The sequence below is a fragment of the Pseudanabaena sp. UWO310 genome, assembly GCF_006861605.1.
Taxonomy (GTDB): Bacteria; Cyanobacteriota; Cyanobacteriia; order Pseudanabaenales; family Pseudanabaenaceae; genus Pseudanabaena.
On the sequence record NZ_SELU01000016.1, the window covers coordinates 22,963 to 46,797 of the forward strand.

17 protein-coding genes are annotated in these 23,835 nt (G+C 44.6%); 12 read left to right on the top strand and 5 right to left on the bottom strand.

Annotated elements, in window-relative coordinates; genetic code table 11:
* Positions 1-93: 93 nt before the first annotated feature.
* A complete protein-coding gene (locus tag PseudUWO310_RS07180) occupies positions 94-1,953 on the bottom strand; it encodes a polysaccharide deacetylase family protein (protein WP_142600042.1) in 1,860 nt (619 codons plus the stop codon).
* A 294-nt stretch (positions 1,954-2,247) separates the two neighbouring features.
* Positions 2,248-2,883 (bottom strand): YdcF family protein, encoded by a 636-nt coding sequence (locus PseudUWO310_RS07185; protein WP_317845550.1) that lies wholly within the window; start codon positions 2,881-2,883, stop codon positions 2,248-2,250.
* A 1,000-nt stretch (positions 2,884-3,883) separates the two neighbouring features.
* Between PseudUWO310_RS07185 and PseudUWO310_RS07190 the strand changes: the two genes are divergently transcribed.
* The 7 genes from PseudUWO310_RS07190 (at position 3,884) to PseudUWO310_RS07220 (ending at position 12,964) form a co-directional block, all read left to right on the top strand.
* Positions 3,884-5,179: a response regulator gene (locus PseudUWO310_RS07190; protein ID WP_142600044.1), complete on the top strand. Its 1,296-nt coding sequence runs from the start codon at positions 3,884-3,886 to the stop codon at positions 5,177-5,179.
* A gap of 209 nt (positions 5,180-5,388) precedes the next feature.
* On the top strand, positions 5,389-5,748 hold the full coding sequence (locus tag PseudUWO310_RS07195) for a PleD family two-component system response regulator (protein WP_142600045.1): 360 nt from the start codon (positions 5,389-5,391) through the stop codon (positions 5,746-5,748).
* Positions 5,749-5,885: 137 nt separating this feature from the next.
* On the top strand, positions 5,886-6,251 hold the full coding sequence (locus tag PseudUWO310_RS07200) for a response regulator transcription factor (RefSeq protein WP_142600046.1): 366 nt from the start codon (positions 5,886-5,888) through the stop codon (positions 6,249-6,251).
* A gap of 1 nt (position 6,252) precedes the next feature.
* Complete coding sequence (locus PseudUWO310_RS07205) at positions 6,253-6,762, top strand: chemotaxis protein CheW (protein WP_190315939.1); 510 nt, start codon at positions 6,253-6,255, stop codon at positions 6,760-6,762.
* Between the two features lie 197 nt (positions 6,763-6,959).
* On the top strand, positions 6,960-9,278 hold the full coding sequence (locus tag PseudUWO310_RS07210) for a methyl-accepting chemotaxis protein (RefSeq protein ID WP_142600048.1): 2,319 nt from the start codon (positions 6,960-6,962) through the stop codon (positions 9,276-9,278).
* A 219-nt stretch (positions 9,279-9,497) separates the two neighbouring features.
* Positions 9,498-12,437 carry a hybrid sensor histidine kinase/response regulator gene (locus tag PseudUWO310_RS07215; protein WP_142600049.1) on the top strand — a complete coding sequence of 980 codons (2,940 nt, stop codon included), beginning with the start codon at positions 9,498-9,500 and terminating at the stop codon, positions 12,435-12,437.
* Between the two features lie 14 nt (positions 12,438-12,451).
* Positions 12,452-12,964 (top strand): chemotaxis protein CheW, encoded by a 513-nt coding sequence (locus PseudUWO310_RS07220; RefSeq protein WP_142600050.1) that lies wholly within the window; start codon positions 12,452-12,454, stop codon positions 12,962-12,964.
* Between the two features lie 135 nt (positions 12,965-13,099).
* On the opposite strand, the gene purL is transcribed toward PseudUWO310_RS07220, so the two are convergent.
* The gene (gene purL, locus PseudUWO310_RS07225) at positions 13,100-15,427 is read right to left on the bottom strand and encodes a phosphoribosylformylglycinamidine synthase subunit PurL (RefSeq protein ID WP_142600082.1); all 2,328 of its coding nucleotides are present in this window, start codon (positions 15,425-15,427) and stop codon (positions 13,100-13,102) included.
* A gap of 478 nt (positions 15,428-15,905) precedes the next feature.
* Here purL and PseudUWO310_RS07230 point away from each other — a divergent pair, with 478 nt between their 5' ends.
* From PseudUWO310_RS07230 to PseudUWO310_RS07240, 3 genes are all read left to right on the top strand, one after another.
* Positions 15,906-17,075 carry a glycosyltransferase family 2 protein gene (locus PseudUWO310_RS07230; RefSeq protein ID WP_190315940.1) on the top strand — a complete coding sequence of 390 codons (1,170 nt, stop codon included), beginning with the start codon at positions 15,906-15,908 and terminating at the stop codon, positions 17,073-17,075.
* A 151-nt stretch (positions 17,076-17,226) separates the two neighbouring features.
* Positions 17,227-18,183, top strand: a complete 957-nt coding sequence (locus PseudUWO310_RS07235; RefSeq protein WP_142600051.1) for a glycosyltransferase — start codon at positions 17,227-17,229, stop codon at positions 18,181-18,183.
* 126 nt (positions 18,184-18,309) lie between these two features.
* Positions 18,310-18,720 carry a GtrA family protein gene (locus PseudUWO310_RS07240; RefSeq protein WP_142600052.1) on the top strand — a complete coding sequence of 137 codons (411 nt, stop codon included), beginning with the start codon at positions 18,310-18,312 and terminating at the stop codon, positions 18,718-18,720.
* Positions 18,721-18,988: 268 nt separating this feature from the next.
* Here PseudUWO310_RS07240 and PseudUWO310_RS07245 read toward each other — a convergent pair whose 3' ends face one another.
* Positions 18,989-20,323, bottom strand: a complete 1,335-nt coding sequence (locus PseudUWO310_RS07245) for an ATP-binding protein (RefSeq protein WP_142600053.1) — start codon at positions 20,321-20,323, stop codon at positions 18,989-18,991.
* 32 nt (positions 20,324-20,355) lie between these two features.
* Positions 20,356-20,640, bottom strand: a complete 285-nt coding sequence (locus tag PseudUWO310_RS07250) for a hypothetical protein (RefSeq protein ID WP_055074569.1) — start codon at positions 20,638-20,640, stop codon at positions 20,356-20,358.
* Between the two features lie 222 nt (positions 20,641-20,862).
* Between PseudUWO310_RS07250 and PseudUWO310_RS07255 the strand changes: the two genes are divergently transcribed.
* On the top strand, positions 20,863-22,416 hold the full coding sequence (locus tag PseudUWO310_RS07255; RefSeq protein WP_142600054.1) for a hypothetical protein: 1,554 nt from the start codon (positions 20,863-20,865) through the stop codon (positions 22,414-22,416).
* A 559-nt stretch (positions 22,417-22,975) separates the two neighbouring features.
* Complete coding sequence (locus tag PseudUWO310_RS07260; protein WP_055077132.1) at positions 22,976-23,665, top strand: response regulator; 690 nt, start codon at positions 22,976-22,978, stop codon at positions 23,663-23,665.
* Positions 23,666-23,835 lie beyond the last annotated feature (170 nt).

The following is a 23,835-nucleotide window of genomic DNA, read 5'->3' on the forward strand; positions in this document are numbered from 1 at the left end:
CCATTTTGAGCTTTGGTATTATATAGCTGTCGCTAATTAAAACCCAAAAGAAGATTGGCGCACACTTCGTGCGAGCCAATCTTCTTTTGGGTTTTAATTGCGAGGATTGAAACTGACGGGACAATTAGGTTTATCCGCAGTTTCAGTACGGACAGGATCGGGCGGTAATAAAGCGACAATATGGGGCACGGGTCGTGGCTCGTACGCCATGACAGATTTACCTCGATAGGCAAGAGAAGCACTAGCTCCCGAATCCAGCATCACCACATCCTGTAAACCTGCCTTGGCTAAAATTTTGCCCAAGCCAACAGAATCGATCATTTCCATAGTTACGCCAATTACAGGTCTTCCCGAACGGTCAATTCCCCAAAATGCGCGATCGCGACTAGCATCAAACCCGTAAAGTCTACCAAAGGATTCGGCGGATTGAGGCTTACCATCACGCACGAGCCAACCAGCCGCAACAAAAGCATCGGTCACATCGGACATCTCCGATCGCACAGCCTCTAGGGAAGTATGCTTAGCGGCATTAAAGGGGATAAATTTGACGGAAGTCGGCCCGATCAAAACTAGAGGTCGCCCATTCAAAAGTGGGTTTTCCCCCTTATTACCAGTGTTGAAAATGCCTGAATTGCTGGAAAACTGACTCATAACGGGACCGATCATCGTATTTCCATCGATGCGCTCTAGGGAGAAAAAGCCGCCATCCACGGCGGCGATCGCATTAGGGGTCATAGCCATGATCTCGGCAACCTGAGCCCGTTTGTCCGCATGGGCGGTGACAGCTTTGCCCCCATACACCAAGGTGAGAGGCAACCCGTCAATGGTAACTTTACGTTTCTCCACTGGAGTAGTGAAATCAATAGAACCATTACTTACGTTTGGCAATAGCGCTACCTGATTTGAGGCTGTTCCCCCTGACGCTTGCTCGATCGCTTCGCTAAATCGCGATTGACCGAAACGCATAATCGAAAGTAAATCCTCCGATTCATTTGCCGATCGCTCTTGGCGCGGATCGAGACTCATGGAAAGCGCCGCCTTATAGCCCACATCCTTGACTTTATCCTTTGCCCGTTCGGTAAAGTCCCCTTCAGGGTAGGTAAAGTAATCGATGGTAATTCCTAATTCTTTTTCAAGTACTTTTTTGGATTCCAGTACTTCGCGATCGATCTCCGCATCGCTCAGATTTTTCATATTGAGATGATTTACGGTATGGGATGCCACGGTGATCAAGCCGCTTTTTTGCATTTCCCTGAGCTGATCCCATGTCGCCTTCGGCTTTTTCCCACCCGTCCCCACAAAACGGGTATGCACTGACCATACCGCAGGATAGTTATATTTCTTTAATAATGGGAATGCATATTTATATTGCCCCAAATAATTGTCATCAAAGGTAAGCAATACAGGCTTTTCTGGTAGTTGTCCCCCCGTACGCAGATAGCTTACCAGTCGATCCATGGTGATCGGGGTATAGCCTCCATCTTGCAACATCTGAAAATGTTTTTCGAGATCCTCAGGAGTCACATCCCAATCAACATCCTTTACCGACGTAATGTCGTGATACATGATGATCGGGATTTTTGCTCCACGGGCGCGATCGCTAATTTGGGGGAAAGGGGCAGGGGTAAAGCTGGCGATCAGATCGGCATTGAGGCTACCGCTCAAACTTGATAGGGTTGGCAAGGGATCATTAGCGATCGCATTGATCGCCCTTACCTGATATAGGGAAGCCGTCACCGACTCGAGAGCATTGTATTGACAAAAGGATGCCGAACCTTTAGCCGTTGCTCCTACGGAGGAGGATGTAGGCATATCATCAGCAACGGAACTAGGACGATAGCTCACAAGTCGCGAGGCGATTGCTGCGCCCATCCCAGTCCCGAGGGCAGCTAATCCCAGCACGATCCAAATCGTGTTCGTGCTGCTGCTACTTTTGCCTTTGCCCCTGCTCATAAAGATTTATAAATTTTTTGAATATTACTACGGCTTATTTAATCAGAGAGCCATCACGTACACAAGTACTTGTACCAAGTTAAGAAATGGCGTAGCCATTTCTTATAGCTACAGTCACTTGACCTAGGACGAATCAAAGAATTGATTGGCGGCGCGAAGCGCCGCCAATCAATTCTTGGGGTTTATGTCCTATTACATTTGGCGACAGCTATAACTTGAAAACTCTTACGAGGTTTAGTTTTTAATTCACAAAAGTGTTGTCACACTTTCGTGAATTGTTATTATAGGGATTTGCTAAGCCCAACCTACCATTTGATAAATAAATAATCCGATATATTCCTTAATGGCGTTGGTTGTATTTTTAAGAGCCTCCGCGCTAGGCAAAAGATCTAAAATTGAGGCCCAACCCTTATTGTTTTCATGCTGGACTACTAAAAAGTCTGTCGGTGCAGCAATGCATTCAAATCCAACTTTACGAAATATTTCCATCGATCGCGGCATATGCAGAGCCGAGGTTACTAATAAGATTTGATTGATTCCTCTTTTACTTAAGATCTGTTTTGTATTCACCGCATTCTCACGGGTATTCAAAGACTGCGACTCTTGGATGATGGCTTGACTCGGAACGCCCACAAATTCAGCGATCGCCGCCATATCTTCGGATTCGGGATTACCACCTTCGCCATACCATTCGGCTCGACCTCCTGTTACTACTAATAGGGGAGCATGACCCTGCTTATATAGCAACGAACCGTACAAAATCCGATCGCCCGCTTCATTAACTTCATACCAAGGTCGTGGGGATAGGCGCGGACGAGTACCACCACCCAAAACCACAATTGCTTCAACTTGTGGTAAGTTGCCTTTGGGCAAATATTGCCATTCTAGCGATCGCACTAACAACTGAGAGAGAAATTCATTACTGCCCAAGCATAAAACTGTTAAAGCAGTTCCGAGTAAAGTCGCAATTATCTTCTTTTTCGTGAATAGTTTGAAGGTTGCCTGGGAAGTGACGCTGTTCGCATTGCGCGATCGTTTATTTCGCCCTAAAAAAACTATTAAAGCAATCGATATTAAAAGAATCGATAAACCCAATGGGTAAAAAAACAGCGGCAAAAGTTTCGACAAAAAAAGTGACACAGCTTAAAACCATTTTTGTAAATATTACATAAAATAAAGGCTTCTTTAAAATCGTTTTATAGATACTACATATAAATAATACATAAAAATCCTCGGCTATGCTAATATTTGCAGACGTGGGATCAGGCAAAAGCTAGGATAAAAAATCACATCAAGAAGTGATCTAGATCAAAAGTATTTGTATAAATAAAATATGAAATAATTTAATTACTCTTAGGCAATTGGGTAAGTTGTTAGGTATATTTTGGGATTAATAACTTTATTAACAGTTATTAGCTATTGCTTAAATATGGTTGAGCTATGGCAACTTTATTCCATTTGCGATCAGACTATGCTTTAATAGCCGATAAGGGAATTAACGATACATCACAAGTGAGCCATTAAAAGATATTAAGAAGTTATTGCGCTTAATTTCTGAGATTCTGGGCTTCAATTAAAATAGCTGGCTTCGCTGGGAGATACTGGAAAATATCATTTTCAATATCTTTAATTAAGCTAAATAATTAAGCAACTGGCTTAAGTTAATATAATTAACCCAGCATAATTCATCCAGCATAGTTAGTATTAATAACGCTTGTGAAGCCGAATGTAAGGGATTAGGGATTATTTCCAAAACGATCTACTACTTTTTGCTGACCGATAAAGATTTTCAGGGGGGTACGATAATTTCAATAATCATTTTGATAATGCAAGGGCTAAAAGGCTTAAGGCTTCATTCGTAAAATCAAAACATTCCTAAGGTGTGTGATTTCGATATCAATTCCGAACTTAACAATTGGTAGTAATTACTATGATGTGTTCTGACATTCATATAGACGATGTAAGTCAAGACAAAAAACAATCTGCTCGCGAACTTTTAAAAAGTTTGGAATTAAGCAGAGATGGATGCGTTTATTTTGTCCGCGATCGCGTTCGTTGGTCGTTTTATATAGTACGCGGTAAATTGGTGTACGCCTCACACTCCTTAGATAGTTTTGAGCGTCTAGAAAGACATTTACGATCGCTCAGCCGAGATGTACCCTCCCTGAACGATAAACTGCGATCGCAACTGCGGCTGATGTTTGATGATCCATCGCCCGAAAAGGCAAAATACAAAGTTACGAGCGAAATGCTTTGTGTTGAATACCTAGCTATTCTTTGGCTAGTGGATGAGAACTACCTGCCCAAGCCGATGGCTGGCAAATTAGTGGCGCGGATCATTCAGGAAGTAGTGGAATCATTCCTCTGCTTACCCAATGGCAACTTTAACGATATGTATTACGAGCATTTTCTGCAACAGACCTATTGCAGTTTATCGATCGATCGCATCGTCGAAGTTGTTAATCAGCGTCTAAAAGCATGGTATAGCCTTGGACCTACGATTCGTTCTCCTTACCAATGCCCGTATTTAGTCAGTCAGTCAACCGCCGAAAAGAGCATGTCTCCTGAAACTGTCCAACGCCTTGGACGCATTTTACGGGGATTTAACTTTTGTCAATTGGGAGCATTATTGTCGAAGGATCCTTTAGCGATCGCTAAGCAGCTCAGTACCCTCATTAGTGATGGTGCGATCCTGTTAAGGGATCCCTTATCACCCTTTGACATGCTCCCCCATACCTACTACCTAGCTCCCGAAGCTGAGCAGGAAAATATCACGCAACTGTCGGAAACTTTCGCTGATGAAGTTAGCTCAGGGGATGATATCGCCAACATTTCGCAAGCTTTCAAAAGTCAATCCGCCAAAACATGGAAGATTGTCTGTATTGATGATAGCGAATCGATGTTGAGTATTATTAGCAGTTACCTCGGACGAGAAGATTTTCAAGTTACCTTAATCCAAGACTCCATGAAGGCGTTGATGAAGATTAATTCAATTCGTCCCGATCTAATTTTGTTGGATATAGGAATGCCTAATGTTGATGGTTATCAACTATGTACTTTAATTCGCAAGTCTTCAGCCCTTAAGGATATTCCCATTGTTATGGTAACAGGAAATAAGGGGATAATTGATCGCGCAAGAGCTCGTTTTGCAGGGGCTACTGACTACCTGACTAAGCCATTTATGCAGGCCGACTTGCTCAAAATGATGATGCGGCATCTGCTCTAAAATATACATAATTTGGCTGATTAATAGTCTCTTAATGCCTTCTAAGTCATGTATGTGGGACAATTACAACTGAATTATGTTATATTTATGTCCTATTTAGAATTAGAAAATTGGATAAAAATTACTTGATTAAAAGTAAGACTGAAATTCCAAATCTAATGTATTTAATAGGCAAAGTTAACTAACTGAAAGCAATTTTAGAGGCTATTATGACGACGATTCTCGTGGTTGAAGATACTCCTTCCGAGCAGGATTTGATTGTTAGCTATTTAGACGAAGGTGGGTATAATGTTGTTACTGCAACAAATGGACAGGAAGCTCTCAAAAAGATTGGAGACAAGAAACCCAATGTAGTAATTACCGATTTGGTAATGCCTGGGATGAGTGGATTGGAGCTATGTCGGAGCTTAAAAAAGAACGACGACACTAAGGACATTCCTGTAGTGGCTTGTACTTCTAAGGATCAAGAGCTGGATCGATTGTGGGGGATGAAACAAGGAATTGCTATTTATTTAACTAAGCCATTCTCTCGTGACGATATATTGAGAGCAGTTCGTTCGGTAGTCTAGATAGAATGGCTTCTTGATACCGCGATCGCAGAAGACGTTGTTACATTGCTCTACTAACTTACTAATTATTTCCTAATTAGAAGTTCATCCAAAACCTCATCCTATCCAATTCAACATAATAGCAAGGAGATAAAATCTTGATTAAAGTATTGGTTGTGGAAGATACGAGTTCAGAACGCGAATTAATTTGTGACTATCTGCGAGAAGGCGGATATTCTGTAATCAGTGCCTGCGACGGGAAAGATGGGTTGGATAAATTCGAGCAAAGCCGACCTAACGTTGTAATTACAGATCTCATGATGCCTGAGATGAGTGGATTGGAACTATGTAGAGCAATTAAAAAATCGATCCTAGGGGCTGTTCCTGTCATTGCTTGCACGGCAAAAAAACAGGATTTAGATCGATTTTGGGGTATGAAACAGGGGCTAGATGCCTATCTAACTAAGCCGTTTACAAGAAATGACATAGTGCAAGCGGTACAGTCTCTAAATTTGGGAGAATGACGTGAGTAATTTGACGATTGAACTACGGGAAGAGAAATCGCAAGCGATCGCAGGATTGCCTTACTTAAGTCTGTATGTGGAACGTAATATCAACGTTGCCGTGCAGTTAAAGTTTATCCGCGAGACTTTAACATTAGGAGGCGATCGCTTTACTCAAATGCCCAACGTTCATTCCTGTTTAATTGGTTTGGTCGAGCACCGCAGTAATGTTTTTTGGGTACTGGACTTACCGCAATTATTGGGATTTGAATCCCTCGATTCGACGACAGTTGAGAAGCATATAGCGGTTTTACAAATAGCCGATATGTTTCTCGGTCTCGCTGTGTATAGTGTCAGCCGAGTACTACGATTTACCGAGACAGACATCGTATCTCCCTTAGTATTGCCAAATACTAAGGCTGCACTCCAAACCGTACCTTTTCTTAAGGGTTGTGTGATGGCTCCCGATGGCAATAACAGCATATATGTACTTGATGCTGAGGCGATCGCGAACTTCAATTTTGCGATCTAGATTTGCGATCTGGATTTGCGATCTAGATTTGCTATTTAAGAAGGTTAGGACGGGCAAATCTTTGGAATTATATAGCCTAACCTCAAAAAATTTTCGATACAGGTTCGATACAAATTCGATACAAATTCGATACAAATTCGATACAAATTCGATCTAACAGCCAAAACTAACAGATAAAACTAACAGAGGATAAATCAATGGTTCTCGATTCGCGTACCCATGTCGATAGCAATGAAAAAATCAAGGATAAGGGCGATCAAGTCCCTGCTAATGGCTCCATTGATATAACGGAAATTACCTCAACGGCTCCGCCTACATCGGGGAAAAGAGCCGCAGCAAAACAGCGCAAATCCATCGGTCAATGGTGGCAAGCTCTAGGATTGCGCTCAAAAACTACGCTTGTGTCGGTGGCGGCGATTACGATTCCCTTGATTTCCTTGGGGGGCTTTGCTTACTTTTATGTTGGACAAAATATCGCGAATACAACCAAGCAGTCTCAAGCTCTCCAAACTCAGGGTCTGGCAACTCGGATGGCATATTTTATGCGGGAGCGATATGGAGATGCTCAAACATTGTCGCAACTGTCATTTTTAACCAACCCTAAAGTACAAGCCCTTTTAACAGCCCCAGAACAAAAGACAATCCTCGAAAATTATCTTAAGTCTTATCTGGTCTATGACAGTATTGCGGTAGCTGCCTTAGATGGGAGAGTATTTCTTGACGCTGGCGAACCTTCCCTTCCTAACGTTTCCCAACGACCTTGGTTCCAAACGGTTCTGACAACTGATAAGCCCTTCATCAGTCAACCTGAAATATCCCCTTCAACTAAAAAAGTTAGTATCTTTGTTGCCGCGCCTGTTAAGGATGTTAACACGGGTAAAACCATTGCAATTATTCGCGCTCGACTGAAAACGGATTCGTTGGACGAAGTAATTAAGGACGTTGGTGGCGGCAATTCCAAATACTACTTAACTGAATCTGACGGTAGTTTCTTTTTGGCGACGGACAAGGATAGAATTGGACGTACTTTTAAATCTGATCTTCCCTTATTAACTCCTATTCTTACCAAGCGGGAAACAAGTTCCGCAACAGTGGTTGACAGTCAAACTTCGCAAGAGCAGTTTGCGGGTTACGCTCCCCTGCCCCAGTTGGATGGACTGCCAGATTTAAAATGGGACGCAGTACTGGCAATTGATAGTAATACCGCGCTTAAGCCCTTGCAACAGTTGCTCTTAATTTTGCTCCTTGCCACTACAGGCGTGGGGGCTGTCGCGACCCTATTGGCAATTTTCATCGCCCAACGCGCTACCCAACCCGTTATCGATGCAACGGCGGCGGTGGTTGAACTAGGTAAGGGTAATCTCGATACTCGGCTTACGGTTCAAGGGCAAGATGAGCTAGCCCAGTTGGGAGGCAACATCAACTTAATGGCCGGACAGCTACAGGAATTTATCGCCCTCCAAGAAGTCCAAGTACAACAATCGGCGGAAGCCGCCGAAAGAGAGCGTTTGCGCAGCGAATCGATTCAGCGTGAGTTAATCGAATTACTATCGGACGTTGAAGGTGCAGCATCGGGAGACTTGACCGTACGCGCTAAGATATCTGCTGGGGAAATTGGGATCGTTGCCGACTTTTTTAACGCGATCGTGGAAAGTTTGCGGGACGTTGTATCGCAGGTAAAAGTTGCCACGTTGCAGGTAAACACCTCAGTAAACACTAATAATGAATCGATTCGTACCCTAGCCAGCGACGCGACCCTACAGGCAGAACAACTGGATGATGCGCTGCAATCGGTAGAACAGATGACCGACTCGATCCAACAGGTGGCAAGTAACGCGAAAGAAGCTGCCGATGCCTCTAACTCAGCGGCGGCAACTGCGGAAACTGGTAGCTTAGCGATCGAGAAGTCCGCCGAAAGTATCCTCCAACTACGCCAAACCGTTGCGGAAACAGCGAAAAAGGTCAAGAGACTGGGTGAAGCTTCGCAACAGATTTCTAAGGTAGTCGTACTGATCGATCAAATTGCCCTCAAAACCAACATGCTAGCGGTAAACGCCAGTATTGAGGCGGCTCGCGCAGGGGAAGAAGGTCGTGGTTTCGCGGTGGTTGCGGAAGAAGTTGGTGCATTGGCGGCGCAGTCAGCAACAGCCACCAAGGAAATCTCGCGAATTGTTGAGAGCATTCAACAGGAAACTAGCGAAGTTGTGGAATCCATGGAAGCTAGTACGGTACAGGTGGTTGAAGGTACGAATAAGGTTGAGGATGCCCGTAGAAGTTTGAATCAGATTGTGGAAGTGGCAAGGAAAGTAAACGAACTGTTCCAAGGCATTTCTTCGGCTACTACTTCACAGGTGCAAACTTCACAATCGGTGAAGTCGGTTATGGAAAATCTTTCCAATCAATCGCAGAAGTCGTCAGAAACATCGCGAGAAGTAGCGATCGCTCTCCAAGAAACCGCAAACGTAGCTAGTAAGCTGCAAGCTTCAGTGGAGACATTTAAGGTGGATGTGGCATAGCCTTTATTTGATGGTCAATCTTTAGACGCTCAATCTTTAATGGTTAATCTTTGATGGTCAATTTGTGTTTTACCTAGGCAAGGCAAAGACAAGGCAAAGGCAAGCCTAAGACAAGGTAAAAATAACTCATAGATAAATCATAGATAAATCATAGATAAATCATAGATAACTCATGGATTGACCATCGATCTAAAAATATCAAAATTAGTAGAGGTCGATATGGCTATTGATACATTAACCGATCGCGAATGGAAAGTGCGATTACTGTTTCTTGATGAAGTTAGAGATTATCTCGCTGAAATCGAAACGGAAGTATTAGGTTTGAGCGATCGCGGTTTACAGAAATCGGCGATTAATAAAATTTTGCGAGCCGCTCACTCGATGAAGGGAGGGGCTGCCATGATGGGTTTTCAAGCTCTCAGCGAGCTAGCCCACCAGTTAGAAGACTTTTTTAAGATCTTGCAAGCTAAAAATCAAACAGCGATCGCTTCTGAGATGGAAAGCCTATTTCTAGGCGTGATCGATGGTATGGGTAAGGTTGCCAACATTCATAAGCAGCGCAAATTACCCAATATTGATTGGATGCAGGAGCAGATTGACCCACCTTTTCGGCGGCTCCATGCCATATTAGGAGACCTATCCTCCCACGATGAAGCTAGTCTTCTATCCGAAGAGGTCGGGCAAGATATGCGCGTCCTCATGTTTACGACTGAAGTGGATGCTTGCCTCGATCGCTTAACTAGCGTTCTTAACGATCCCAATGCGCGGTTACTTAAGGAAGAATTTGAACTTACGAGTCAGGAGTTTGGCTGTTTAGGTGAAATGTTGGAGTTGCCAGCCTTTAGCCAACTTTGTGAAGAGATCGCTCAAGCCTTAGCAGACAAAAGTAATAATCTTAAAGCAGTAGCAACCGCAGCATTAGCGGCTTGGCGGCGATCGCAAGCGCTAGTTTTGGTTGGTCAGTTTCAAGCCTTACCCGCACATTTTGGAATAGTAACGGCAAACCCACCGTCAGTTAAAGATCTGCTTACTCCTGCGCCAGAGTCAACCTTGCAGGATTCTCTAGAGGAAACTGATCTTCAACATGAGAATAGTATTATCTATGATGAACATATTATCTATGAAGATCCGACCATCAGTCTCGATCAATCATTACTGGACATATCAGATTTTCAAGATATAACCCCTACCGATTCGACTATTGGCGAAAATCTATCGCATAAATCTGAACAAAATATCGGTACTACGGTGCGGATTCCCTTACAACAGTTGGAATTGCTGAGCGATCGCTTTGGTGAACTGAATGCGGAGCGGAGTGGATTGCGCCTTCAGTTAAAACGGATGCGCGACCTAGTGCAACTTTTAAATAAGAGAATGCATGGGTTAGAGCAGTCTAACGCGCAATTGAGAGAAGCCTACGATCGGGTAGCCACCTCGGAAACTTTTAAACCCATAGCCGCTACCCCTCCTTCGGAAAAGTTAGCTCTCCCCCCTAGCGAAACTTTTCTACCCTATGCCAGTCGATTTGATCTCTTAGAAATGGACTCCTATAGTGAGTTGCACGTACTATCAAGGGAAATTATGGATAGCGTGGTGCAGTTGCAGGAGGTGTCCAGCGACTTGGAGACCGCTTTAACCGATACCGAAAGCACCGAACGCGAACTGGGGCGAGCCTCACGGCAAATGCAAACGGCGATCGAGCAGGCGAGAATGCGAATGCTTAGTGAGATTTTTAGCCGATTCCCGCGCCTCCTCCGTGACCTATCCCTATCCCATGGCAAGCAGGTTGAATTGGTAGTCCGTGGTAGTTCGACATTGGTGGAGCGATCGGTCATTGAAGTTTTAGAAGATCCGCTTTTACATCTGATTCGCAACGCTTTCGATCATGGGATCGAATCCCCTGAAGCTCGTATTGCCAAAGGTAAACCACCGAAGGGGAGGATCGAAATTGCCGCAGGTTATCGAGGTAACCAAACCATAATTACGGTCAGCGACGATGGTAATGGGATCGATTTCGCCAAACTCCGCGATCGCGCTCTACAAATGGGATTAAGTGAGAGTGATCTGGATGATTCGACCGACATCGAGCTTTTGGAGTTGATTTTTGAAGCTGGATTTAGTACGGCGGAGCGCGTAACCTCGCTTTCAGGGCGCGGCGTGGGCATGGATGTAGTCCGCTCGAATTTGAATAGAATTGGGGGGAACGTCCGCGTTGAAACCGAAGCGGGTAAAGGTACGACTTTTATTTTGACAGTACCCGTTTCTCTCTCGATTGCTAAGGTGCTCCTGTTTGAGAGCAGTGGCTTACAGATGGCAATTCTCGTCAGCGGCGTTGAAGAAATTCTTCTCATTAAAGATGCGAAGATCCACACCGTTGCCGATCAGAGATTGCTCGATTGGGAAGGATATTCCGTACCTTTATTTAAACTTGGAGATCGCCTTCAGTTCTCCCGCCCTCAATTACAGACAGAAACGGAAAACCGCCCCATTGTCGATGAGCCCTTAATTGCGATCGTAACCCATAATAATGTGCCGTTTGGGTTGCAAGTCGATCGCTATTGGGGTGAGCAGGAAGTTACGATTCGGGGTGTCCAGAGTCTCATTCCTCTGCCCACAGGCTTTATGGGTTGTGCGATCTTGGGCGGCGGTAAGCTCGTACCTCTGGTAGATATTGATGGATTAGTTGCTTGGGCGATCAATATTGATCTCCCCCTTAGCAAGCCACTCACGCTCATGCCGAAGAAAGATACGCAGAGAACGACGGTATTGGTAGTTGACGATTCGATTAACGTGCGGCGCTTTGTCGCGATGACTCTAGAAAAAGCCAACTATCGGGTCGAACAAGCTAAGGACGGGCTGGAGGCGATGGAAAAATTGCGAAAAATGCAAACATTGCCTAAAAATGCTCAGGTCAGTTTGGTCATCTGCGACATTGAGATGCCCCGTCTCGATGGCTTTGGCTTTTTAGTGCAGTCCCGTGCCGATCCCCATTACCAAGATCTCCCTGTCGTTATGCTCACATCGCGCAGTGGTAATAAGCACCGAGATTTGGCGATGCGTTTGGGAGCATCGGCATATTTCTCTAAGCCCTTTAAGGATAACGAGCTCTTACAAACCCTATCGCAACTGATTTCTAATCGGCAGCTACAGTCAACTTAAAACTCAGAATCCCTATGCCAGCTATTTCTTCTCTGCGATCGCAAAGACTTTCCGAATTTCGTACCGATATCGGGCAGCAATATGTTGCTTTTAGAATGCGCCTCGCATGGTTTATTCTTCCCGTCAAATCCATTTATCGGGTGATTCCCCTTGAAAAAACTATTCCCAAACTTACTGTCGTAGGGCAGAATGTGCCGATTGTTGATCTCGGCAAGCTCCTATTTGCACAGGCGCAAACTGCCGCTAACACAGTCCAGCCCCTCATCGTCAATGGCGCGAGAGTCGTCTCAAAACCCTGCCTAGTTGTAGTTCGCAGTCAAACTGACGATCTAGTTGGGATACTCAGTAACTCTCAGCCAGCGCTCCAAAAGATCTTGCAGGATGATCTCGTACCGCTACCACAAACCTACGTGCAGCGTTGGAAGGTTGATTTTATTACTTCAATGACTATTCCTTCTAAGGAACGTCCCTCTTTGTTTGCGATCGATAGTGATCGCTTGGCATCAAAAATTTTGCATACAAAATAATCTATCGCAATGTATAGCTTTAGCAACGCAAGGTGAAAAAAACAATAGAGAATTGCAGCGCAGAGCGCCGCAATTCTCTATTGGGGTTGAGGATGGGCGGCGATAAGCGCCGCCCATCCTCTTTTAGCATGATTTTTATAAGCCATGTCCCATACGTTTGGGAATCGCTTCGTTAAAATTCTTCGTGATTTGGGCGAGGGATAAGGCGATCGCCTGATCATCGCCAACGGCAATGGTTAGGTCACTATTTGCCTCGCTGACCCTGCCAATATATTGCCAATTTTTGTCCAAAATATCGCCAAGGTGTTCTTCCCACAAGGCGCGATCGCTTTCCTTGACTGACACAACAATGCGACTTGCCCCTTCGCCAAATAAAATTTGGGTGGGATGTAAGCCTTCCACCGCCGACAACTGGATCTGAGCCGTGAGTTTGCCAGAAATAGAGGACTCCGCCAAGGCGATCGCCAATCCGCCCTCTGAACAATCATGAGCCGACCGTACTACCCCCCGCGCAATACCTTGGCGGCAGACCAATTGCACTTGGCGCTCTAGTTCAAAGTTTACGGGCAGGGGTTTGCCAGCCACCTCACCGATCACTGAGGCAAGATATTCCGAACCCGCCAAGCTAACGCGATCGCTGCCGAGCAGATAAATTGCGTCCCCAGCGGATTGCCAGCCCTGACCGCAAACCTTAGTCACATCCTCAACTAGTCCGACCATGCCGATGACTGGAGTGGGATAGATGGGCTGAGAAGTTCCTTCCGCATTAATGGTCTCGTTGTAAAGCGAAACATTGCCGCCCGTAACAGGGGTTTGCAATTCGCGGCAGGCATCGGCAATACCGCGACAAGCCTCATGCAGTTGCCAATAACCGATCGCATGTTCTGGGCTACCAAAGTTTAAATTATCCGTAACTGATAGCGGTTCCGAGCCAACACAGGAGAGATTGCGAGCCGCTTCGGCTACCGCCAGTCTCGCTCCCTCATAGGGATCGAGATAGACATAACGGGCATTGCAATCGACGGTAGCCGCCACTCCCACCAGAGAGTCCACATTGCATTGTCTAGAATCCAACTCACCCGTGCCGAAGCCTTGACTGCGCAAACGAATTACCGCCGCATCCGCTCCTCCTGGAAAAATTACCGTATTATTCTGAACTTGATGATCGTACTGGCGATAGACCCACGCCTTGGAAGCGATCGCAGGGGTATCGAGGAGTTGCAAAAGAGCCTCATTAGGCGTAATCGTTTTAAAAGCAGCGATCGCCGTTTGCTCGTCCCAAGCCCAAGCTTTTTGGGCATATTCAGGGGTGTCAGCGAGTTGACGATGATAAATGGGTGTATTGTCTGCCAGCGCAGTGGCAGGAATCTCCGCCGCGATCTCACCATGCCAGAGAATCCGCACAATTGGTTCCGCTAGAACCTCACCTGCCACCACGGCATGAAGTCCCCACCGTTCAAAAATATCGATTAGTTCTTGCTCTCTTCCCTGATGGGCGACAAATAGCATCCGTTCCTGTGATTCGGAAAGTAGATATTCATAGGGAGTCATTCCCGCTTCACGGGCAGGAATCTTATCCAAGTCTAGTACAACCCCCACACCTCCTTTCGCCGCCATTTCTGAAGTGGAACAGGTCAACCCCGCAGCCCCCATGTCCTGTGCTGCCACCACCGCACCCGTTTTAAATGCTTCTAGACAAGCTTCCACTAGGGCTTTCTCAAGGAAGGGATCGCCCACCTGCACCGCAGGGCGGCTCTGTTCCGATTTGTCTGAAAGTTCGGAACTAGCAAAACTCGCCCCCTTCATACCGTCTCGTCCCGTTGTAGAACCAACATAGATCACGGGATTCCCGATTCCTGAAGCGCCCGACTTGACGATTTCCTTCGTTTCCATAATGCCGATCGCCATGGCATTTACGAGCGGATTGCGGTTGTAGGCTTTGTCAAAATAGACTTCCCCACCCACCGTGGGCACACCGATACAATTACCATAGCCCGCAATGCCGTTGACAATGCCATTGACGCGACTGCGTACCCAAGGATCGGACAGTTCGCCAAATCTTAAGGAATTCAAAAGAGCCACGGGTCTTGCACCCATGGTAAAAATATCGCGCAAAATACCTCCGACTCCTGTGGCTGCGCCTTGGTATGGCTCGACGGCGGAGGGGCGATTGTGACTCTCGATCTTAAAACTAATCGCGATCTCGTCGGTAATTTTGACCACCCCTGCATTCTCCCCAGGCCCAACCAAAATGCGATCGCCTGTAGTGGGAAATTGTTTTAGTAAAGGACGCGAATTTTTATAACAGCAATGCTCTGACCACATTACGCCAAACATCCCCAATTCGGCTTTGTTAGGCTCACGACCGAGGCGATCGCAAATCATTTGATATTCTTCTAGGGTTAACCCCTCAGATTTGATCTCGGCTGGGGAAAACTTGGCTGTAGCGGTATTGACGGTCATAATTAACATGCGAAAAAGTTGGGGAATGCTGATTTGATAGCTTGGCAATTACTCTCAGCAGCTATTAATCTAACATTTTTATCGCAAAATTATCGATGCTAAAACGAGTCAAAACCGATAGCTAATAGGCAACCTATCCCTAATTGTTTCCAATTCTTCCAAATCCTTTCTTCTAAATCCTTTCTTCTAAATCCTTTCTTCTAAACCCTTTCTTAATTAAGAACTTCCGTAACTACTTATTAAGTAGCTAGGCTTAATTAAAAACCAAAACCAGAGAGCATACCGCCCGCTTAGCGGGCGGTATGCTCTTCTAGGTTTTAAGTTTACTTATGCTTAGCTACTTACATTCACCTCAAAAGGAGAAGGTTAGCACGAAGTACCGATTGGAATTATATTGCATTAATGAATTAAACCTGTAAATCTCCGTAATTCTGATGCTATAATTCAGGATAAGTTTTGCTTGGCAATGATGCTATTGATGCTGTTAATTAAGGTGCAACAAACCATGCAAGAAATAGCCTCAGAAAAACCCCTAGTAACTGTACTAATGCCCTGCCTAAATGAGGCAGAAACTTTAGGAACCTGCATTACCAAAGCGAAAAACTATTTTCTTCGCCATGACATCGATGGTGAAGTCTTAATAGCTGACAATGGCAGCACCGACGGCTCGCAAGAAATCGCCACTCGGTTAGGTGCTCGTATTGTCCATATCCAAGAAAAAGGCTATGGCAACGCCCTTAGAGGTGGTATAGCTAATGCCGAAGGTCAGTATATTATCATCGGAGATGCTGATGATAGTTATGATTTTTCCGACCTAACCTTGTTTATCAATAAGCTCCTAGAAGGTTATGAACTGGTTATGGGTAATCGTTTCAAAGGTGGCATCAGAAAAGGAGCCATGCCCCCTTTGCATCGATACCTAGGCAATCCCGTACTTACATGGATCGGGCGTTTATTTTTTCCTAGTCCCTGTGGTGACTTTCACTGTGGTTTACGAGGATTCAGAAAAGATGCGATCGAATCATTAAATTTGCAAACTACAGGAATGGAATTTGCGAGTGAAATGATTGTGAAAGCAAGCCTCTACAAAATGCAGATTGCCGAAGTGCCTACTATTCTCTATCCTGATGGGCGCAACCGCTCGCCCCATTTGCGAAGTTGGCGCGATGGCTGGCGGCATTTAAGATTTTTACTGCTTTTTAGTCCCAGATGGCTATTTCTCTACCCAGGAATGATTTTGATGATTGCGGGATTGCTGACTGCGATCATCCTGTTAAGTGGAACTAAAGTCCATTCCTTAATTTATTCAACTACGGCAATTGTGATTGGATTCCAAACCGTGGTGTTTAGCATATTTACCAAAGCTTTTGCCATGGCTGAAGGTATAATTCCCGATGATTATCGACTCAAAAGGCTGTTACATTTTCTCAACTTAGAGAAGGGGTTGATATGCGGAATTTTCCTAATCTTTATGGGCTTCATGGGATCTATCTACGCACTGAAAATGTGGGAATTGAATTCCTTTGGATTCCTGAATCCTAGCCAAACTATGCGAATCGTTATTCCATCAGTTACTTGCTTAGCGCTGGGCTTTCAAGTCATTTTCTCCAGTTTCTTTCTGAGCATCCTTGCTTTAAAAAGAAGCTAGTCAGTGGTTATACTAATTCCCAAAATGGCGTTGCCATTTTGGGAATCTCAAAACCTTACTGGGTTTGTTTGTTAATTCACCAAAGTGTTGGCTCACTTAAGTGAATTGGTATTAGGAGTTAATTGAGAATATAATATAAAAATAGAAAAACATGGATCGACCTTGGTTATCAGTTTTAATTCCCACGTATAACGGCAAAGATTATCTCCGATTCACTCTAGATTCAATTCTCAGGCAGGGCGATCGCCAAATTGAATGTATCGCGATCGACGATGGATCGACCGATGGAACCCTTGAAATTCTGAACGACTATGTAGATAAACTTCCACTTAAAGTTATTCAGGGATTGCGAAAAGGGAATTGGGTGGCAACTACCAACCATATTCTATCTATTGCTACTGCTGATTATGTCTGTTTCTTACATCAGGATGACATTTGGCTCGACGATCGACTTCGCATCATGAAATCTCTAATTGATAAACATCCGCAGGTAAATTTATTTTTACATGCTTCCCAATTTATTGATCGTGATGGCAAATGTTTGGGCTTATGGAAAAGTCCGTTACCGAAATATCCATTGGCAACCCCTCCACATACACTGGTTAAGAGGTTACTCATCCAGAATTTTATTGCCATTCCTGCTCCCATTTTTAGAAGAGAAGCCGCTTTGCAGGTTGGCGGACTAGATGAAAAGCTATGGTACACAGCCGACTGGGATTTTTGGCTAAAGCTTGCAGCCCTTGGCTCAGCTATGTATTATCCCCATCCCCTTTCTGCTTTTCGCATTCATGCAGATTCCCAAACCATAGTGAGGAGTTCCTATTTGCATGATTTTCAACAACAGCACGCCATAGTGTTAAACAGGCATTTAAAACTATGGCAAGCATCGCAAAAGTCTCGCCATAACACCAAAAGAATCGCCATTTTTTCCATCCGCATGAATACAGCTTTAGCGGGAATAATTCACGGACAGAAGGTTAATTTGTTGAAGCTTTTAGTCTCTTTTTTAGTATTAGGGACTGCGGGATGGTATCGATACTGGCAATACTCTCGTATCTGGGAAAGGGTCACGGCAAGATTGAAAGTCAGACTAAGTACCTCAGCATAATTAAAATCCAGATCTAAAACCTGCGGCGCACGCTGCGCGTGCGCTGCAGGTTTTAGGGTTTTATATTTAATTAAGCCCACTTACTTAATAACTAACATCAGTTAATTACTAGAGTCAAGCATTAGTATGAAATATCTCAAATCCAAAGCTTCCTATGTTTCTCTAGAAAATCAATTTTTAAGATTTTTTATGGTGGGAGGTTTTTGCGCTTTTCTAAATATAGTCATACTATATATTCTTACGGGTATATTAAATTTTCACTATCTCTTGTCTGTTTTAATCCAAACAGTTGTTGTTAACTATATAGGATTTTATTTGAATAGGCGCTTTACTTTTAAAAGGACAAAAGGTGAATTCTGGGAAGGGTTGGCAAAGTATTATGCTGTAATGATTTCAAGCTTTTTAATGGTTTCTAGCTTGATGTATTTATTGGTGGATATTTTTCATGTTTGGTATTTATATGCATTTGTTTTGATTACTATTATGATGATGATTTTTAATTTTTTGTCTCATCAGAAATGGACTTTTAAAAAGTAAATTTATCCCATCTTGTTACTAAATAACGGGAGTTCGGGATAATTTGAAACGGGCTTTGAGAAAGGGTTTGCTACGCAAACCCTTTCTCAAAGCCCAAAAGTAAAAGCCTTGCGTAGCAAGGCTTTTACTTTTGGGCTTTTAAAACTTGCTAGCTTAAACCGAACTCACGTTAAATAGCTGGGCATAGTTAAAATCTTAAAACCTGTAGTGCAAGCGCAGCTTGCGCTACAGTTTTTGGGGTTGTATATTGAATTGTGCCTAGCTACTCTCAATTCTTAATTTGGAGATCGGCTTGCAAAAAATCCACGAACTGCTGGGCGGTACGCCCCGATTGACCGTTGTGGCGAGTAGCCCATTGTAAAGCGCGAAAATCGAGATCCTCATTCATTAAATTAATCCCCGCACGTTTTGCAAGATGATGCACGATTTTAAGATAAATTTCTTGATCGGCTTGCAAAAAGGTTAAAGTCAAACCAAAGCGATCGCTGAGGGATAGTTTTTCTTGCATGGTGTCCCAAGGATTGACCTCTTTGCTATTGCTTAGATCTCTCAGACTAGGGCGATCGCTAAAATATTCACGTAACAAATGACGACGGTTAGAGGTGGCGTAAACCAACAGATTACTGGGTTGGGACGAGAGATTACCCTCTAGCATGACCTTAAGAGCCTTGTAGTCTTCACTTTCTTCTTCAAAGGATAGGTCATCAACAAAAATGATAAATTTCTGGGGAGACTGTCGCACTATATCAGCAATGATTGGTAAGTCCTTAAGGTCGTTTTTCGTCACCTCAATTATGCGTAATCCGCGATCGCGATAGGCATACATTAATGACTTCACCATGGAAGACTTGCCCGTACCGCGACTGCCATAGAGCAGCACATGGAGGGCGGGGTAACCTGACAAAAAAGCTTCAGTATTTTTGTAAAGGGTTTGTCGCTGTGTTTCGTAGCCGATGAGATCGGATAACTGCACCAGATCGGGATGGGGAATTCCCTGTAAATGACCTTTGCGCCAACGAAAAGCATCGTAATCGGTAAATATGCCCGTGCCCGATTGTTGGTAATAATTGGCTAATTCAGGTAACAGTTGCGTCCAATCATCGGCTGTTTGAAACTTCAGAATTAGCGATCGCTTAATTTCGGGAAGCTTTGACATATTACTTTCTGCCAACTGCCAAGTGACGAGGCGATCGCCTAAAGCCTCAATCCAATCGACGAGTTTATCCCCACCCCAGAGACTCAGCTCTTCTAAAATTTTGAGGTCATGCTTTGCCGCCGCAACTAAAGCAATGGATAAGCGATCGAAGGGAATAGTTTGCGATTGCCGACTAAAGGGATTGTCGGAGGTTAGGATTTGTAAAATTACGTAGTCCCGCCAGTTATAGCCTGTAGCTGCAATGGCTCTAAACCACTTACCATAGGCAAATAAATAACTAAGATGGCGCGAACTGTTTTCATGACCGTCCAAAGCGAAGTTGGCAAGGCTATGTAATAGTTTGACATAGCTTTTCCATACTTCCTGCTCTAATATATTTTGGTATAGCAGCAATGAGGCAATTTTTACCTGCTTTCTATAGATTGATTGGCGGGTTTCTTCAAGCATAGTAACCACGTTAAAATTGTGAGGTTTCTGCCTCACAAATAATCTTTAAACCCTTCCCATGTTATCCCCTGTTGGATATAGTTAGGCTGATTTGGTCGGTAAGGTGCTGTGAGGCGATCGATGGTTAAAATTTCGGCGCGATCGGAAATTACGGGGACATCGGGATCGAAAGCTGTCGATCGCATTAATGAGCTAGAAAAACCCTTGAAAATCATCACTTCATCAAGTTCTTCTCCGAGTTTTAGTTTTACTAGCAATACCTCTTGAGGGTGCTTAGCACTATAGTTTTCCAGTTGTTGACCTTGATTTAGAGACATAAATTTAGAGATAAATTTAGAGACATAATTTTTAAAATGTAATTTTGGATCAGTAATTTTGGAGCAATTAAGTAGCTAGGCAAACCTAGAAGAGCGTACCGCCCGCGTAGCGGGCGGTACGCTCTCTGGGTTTGTTTTTTAATTATGCCTAGCTACCTATGCTTGGAACTCAGGCTGAAATGACGGTGTCAACATATTAAATTAATTTCAAAGGCTTTAGGCATGTGGAACAATCAATTACTTGTTCGTACTTTATCGATCGCAATTCTGACCTTACCACTAGTGAGTACGACCTTTAATGCAGGGGCGATCGCTGAAACCACCTTTGGACAAGTAGGGCAAGATGGCAGTCGGGGCAAGGATGGGCGCAATGGGCGCGATGGTCAAGACACCAAAATTATCCTCGATGGCAAACCTGCGGTCTATAATCTCACAGGGATCATGGGAGATGATGCCCAAGATGGAAAAACTGGGCGATCGGCAAGTATGTGTGAGCAGCCCTATCGTCCTGAGTATTCGTTAGTGGGTGCATCGGGTGGTCGTGGCGGCGATGGTGGCAATGGGGGGCGTGGCGGCAATGGTGGAAACGCGACGGTCTTTTATACGGATGCCACCGCCCTTCAGCAGCTAGAAATTCGTAATTCGGGCGGCAAAGGCGGTCGCAATGGACGTAGTGCGGTGGGTGGAAAGGGATGTGAATGCCAAGAAACGGAATGGCGGATTAAATATTGTGATTGGGAAATTACCCGTCGTCCTTTTAATGATGATAAAGCTGAATGGCAATCCTATTCTAGGGATACAAAGCTATGCTATCGATCAGGCGATGATTACGATCGCCCATCTTCGCGAGTATCGGAATATCGTCGCGATGATTGGCTCTATCGGCGCACCTATAAAGGCGTTTCTCGTTCTGACTACTATTCCTGCCGTAGAGGACTTGACGGAGAGAATGGTAATGATGGACGCGATGGCGAGATGGGTAGTTATGGCAAAGTCACGCTCGTACCGCGTTTAGATATTCCTGCGGAGATAATCAGCGATCGCACTCCCTTAGCGGATGCGATCGGGAAGAAAGTCGGTCTGATCAAAAATATTTGGGTCGAGCGCAATGGTTTAGCGAAACTGCTGCGAGCTAGTTCTGATGTGTCCGATCGCTATACCTATCTCAAAGATACCGCACGACTATTTTATCGATTTGATTGGGCTGCTCCAGAAACACCAAAAACATTAGGGATTGATCGCGTGGAGATTGGTGCGATCGCTAATGTCCGCGACGAAGTAGCCGAAATCCAGTATCAATTGCCCGGAACCTTAGAATATCAAGTTCTGCCTACCAACTCCGCCGACAACCTGCAAGTCGTCAAAATTACAGGAGGCTTTGCCCCCGACCGTGTTAAGTCATTTCAAGTGCAGAGTATCTCAGGAGTCGGAAACGATAACCAACTAATTTTGAGCGATCGGGGCAATGTCCGCGAATTGCTCAAGGATACCCAGATCGAAGTGCAATGCTTTAGCAAACAATCGGCGACGGGAGTAGTGGCAAACGATTATGTCAAACGGCGCAGTATTACTTTCAAAATTCCTCCCAAATTGCAGCCCAGTGATGGCGCGATCGTCAATGGCAATACCTATACCCTCCCCGTGGGCAGATACTGTTCCCCTTGGCTTAAAGCCGATTACAACGTGGGCTATGGCATTGTCATCAATCAAATCACCAAGAGCGGCACAAAATACGATCAAAGCATTGATAAGTCTTTTGTTGTTGGTAAAAATTAAGGAGGTAAGGGTTCTGATTGTGTCTTTATAGCTGTCGCCAAGTGGATTAGGACATAAACCCCAAGAATTGACTGGCGGCGCTTCGCTCCGCCAGTCAATTCTTGGGGTTTGATTTGTCCTAAGTCAAGTGACTGTAGCTATATATAGCTATATTCACTTAATACCAATTCACGAAAGTGTGACAACACTTTTGGGAATTAAACACCAAACCCAGTAAAGTTTTGAGATTCCTAAAATGGCAATGCTATTTTGGGAATTGGTATAAGTCAGGACATCAAACCCCATAGAGAGTTGCGGCGCTTTGCGCCGCAACTCTCTATGGGGTTTTGGTTTGTAATTAATTATGCCTAGCTACTTATTGCTCGTAATAATTGGTTTTACCAAGAAAGCGGATAGGCGCAATTAAATATAAAACCGAAAAGTCGTAGTGCAAGCTCAGCTTGCACTACGACTTTTGCCTCTGCTTTTTAATTGTGCCTAGCTACTTATTTGGTTTTTATTACCCCTTCTATGAGATTCTGGTATCAATACAGACCCTGCATAATCTGCAAAAGTGCTTATGAGTTCGATTCGTGTTGTCCTAATTGAAGACCATGACCTGACCCGCATGGGCATGAAGATCGCTTTGCAACAGCAAGGAGAGCTTCTGTTTGTGGGGGAAGCGGCGACGGGTGCAGAAGGCGTTGCCTTAGTAAACAGTCAACAGCCTGATGTGGCGATCGTCGATTTGGGCTTACCTGATATGGATGGTGTTGAGGTAACGCGCCAAATTAAGGCAGCCGCCACCGAAGCAGGTAGAGCCACTAAAGTTTTAATCCTGACCCTTACCGATAGCCAAGAAATCGTATTAGCCGCCTTCGCGGCAGGTGCCGATTCCTATTGCATCAAAGATATTAGCTCGGAAAATCTCGTTCAGGCTCTGAAACTAACTGCTGAAGGGAATTCGTGGATCGATCCTGCGATCGCCAGCATTGTTTTGCAACAGGTGCGCCGCCGTGAGGCAACGGTGGAAATTGATGCCGCCGAAGCAGACTACAAACAGGTTTTGGAAGCCACACCCCTGACCGAGCGCGAATTAGAAGTGTTATCCGAGATCGTCAATGGCAATAGCAATGCGGAAATTGCCGAACGCCTCTATATCACAGTTGGAACGGTCAAAACCCACGTACGTAATATTTTAAATAAGCTATGTGCTGACGATCGCACCCAAGCAGCCGTAAGAGCGCTTAGAGCGGGATTGGTCAAGTAAAGCACGACCAGCAATTATCGATCAAACGAACCACAAGGAAATTTTTGAAATCGTTGCGAAGCAACGCTCTCAAAAATTTCCTTGGTTTGGGTTTGAGCGCAAAGCGCTGTAGGATGAGGGCAGTGCTTTACCCTGCCCTCATCCTTTAAAAAAATTTATCTAAATTACAT

What these genes read in the sequence shown, in the direction of transcription:
- PseudUWO310_RS07195 (WP_142600045.1), top strand. Translation starts at nt 5,389, where the DNA reads ATGACGACGATTCTCGTGGTTGAAGATACTCCTTCCGAGCAGGATTTG.
- PseudUWO310_RS07240 (WP_142600052.1), top strand. Translation starts at nt 18,310, where the DNA reads ATGAAATATCTCAAATCCAAAGCTTCCTATGTTTCTCTAGAAAATCAA.
- PseudUWO310_RS07230 (WP_190315940.1), top strand. Translation starts at nt 15,906, where the DNA reads ATGCTGTTAATTAAGGTGCAACAAACCATGCAAGAAATAGCCTCAGAA.
- PseudUWO310_RS07180 (WP_142600042.1), bottom strand. Translation starts at nt 1,953, where the DNA reads ATGAGCAGGGGCAAAGGCAAAAGTAGCAGCAGCACGAACACGATTTGG.
- PseudUWO310_RS07235 (WP_142600051.1), top strand. Translation starts at nt 17,227, where the DNA reads ATGGATCGACCTTGGTTATCAGTTTTAATTCCCACGTATAACGGCAAA.
- PseudUWO310_RS07245 (WP_142600053.1), bottom strand. Translation starts at nt 20,323, where the DNA reads ATGCTTGAAGAAACCCGCCAATCAATCTATAGAAAGCAGGTAAAAATT.
- PseudUWO310_RS07220 (WP_142600050.1), top strand. Translation starts at nt 12,452, where the DNA reads ATGCCAGCTATTTCTTCTCTGCGATCGCAAAGACTTTCCGAATTTCGT.
- PseudUWO310_RS07210 (WP_142600048.1), top strand. Translation starts at nt 6,960, where the DNA reads ATGGTTCTCGATTCGCGTACCCATGTCGATAGCAATGAAAAAATCAAG.
- PseudUWO310_RS07255 (WP_142600054.1), top strand. Translation starts at nt 20,863, where the DNA reads ATGTGGAACAATCAATTACTTGTTCGTACTTTATCGATCGCAATTCTG.
- PseudUWO310_RS07260 (WP_055077132.1), top strand. Translation starts at nt 22,976, where the DNA reads ATGAGTTCGATTCGTGTTGTCCTAATTGAAGACCATGACCTGACCCGC.
- PseudUWO310_RS07190 (WP_142600044.1), top strand. Translation starts at nt 3,884, where the DNA reads ATGATGTGTTCTGACATTCATATAGACGATGTAAGTCAAGACAAAAAA.
- PseudUWO310_RS07215 (WP_142600049.1), top strand. Translation starts at nt 9,498, where the DNA reads ATGGCTATTGATACATTAACCGATCGCGAATGGAAAGTGCGATTACTG.
- purL (WP_142600082.1), bottom strand. Translation starts at nt 15,427, where the DNA reads ATGACCGTCAATACCGCTACAGCCAAGTTTTCCCCAGCCGAGATCAAA.
- PseudUWO310_RS07250 (WP_055074569.1), bottom strand. Translation starts at nt 20,640, where the DNA reads ATGTCTCTAAATCAAGGTCAACAACTGGAAAACTATAGTGCTAAGCAC.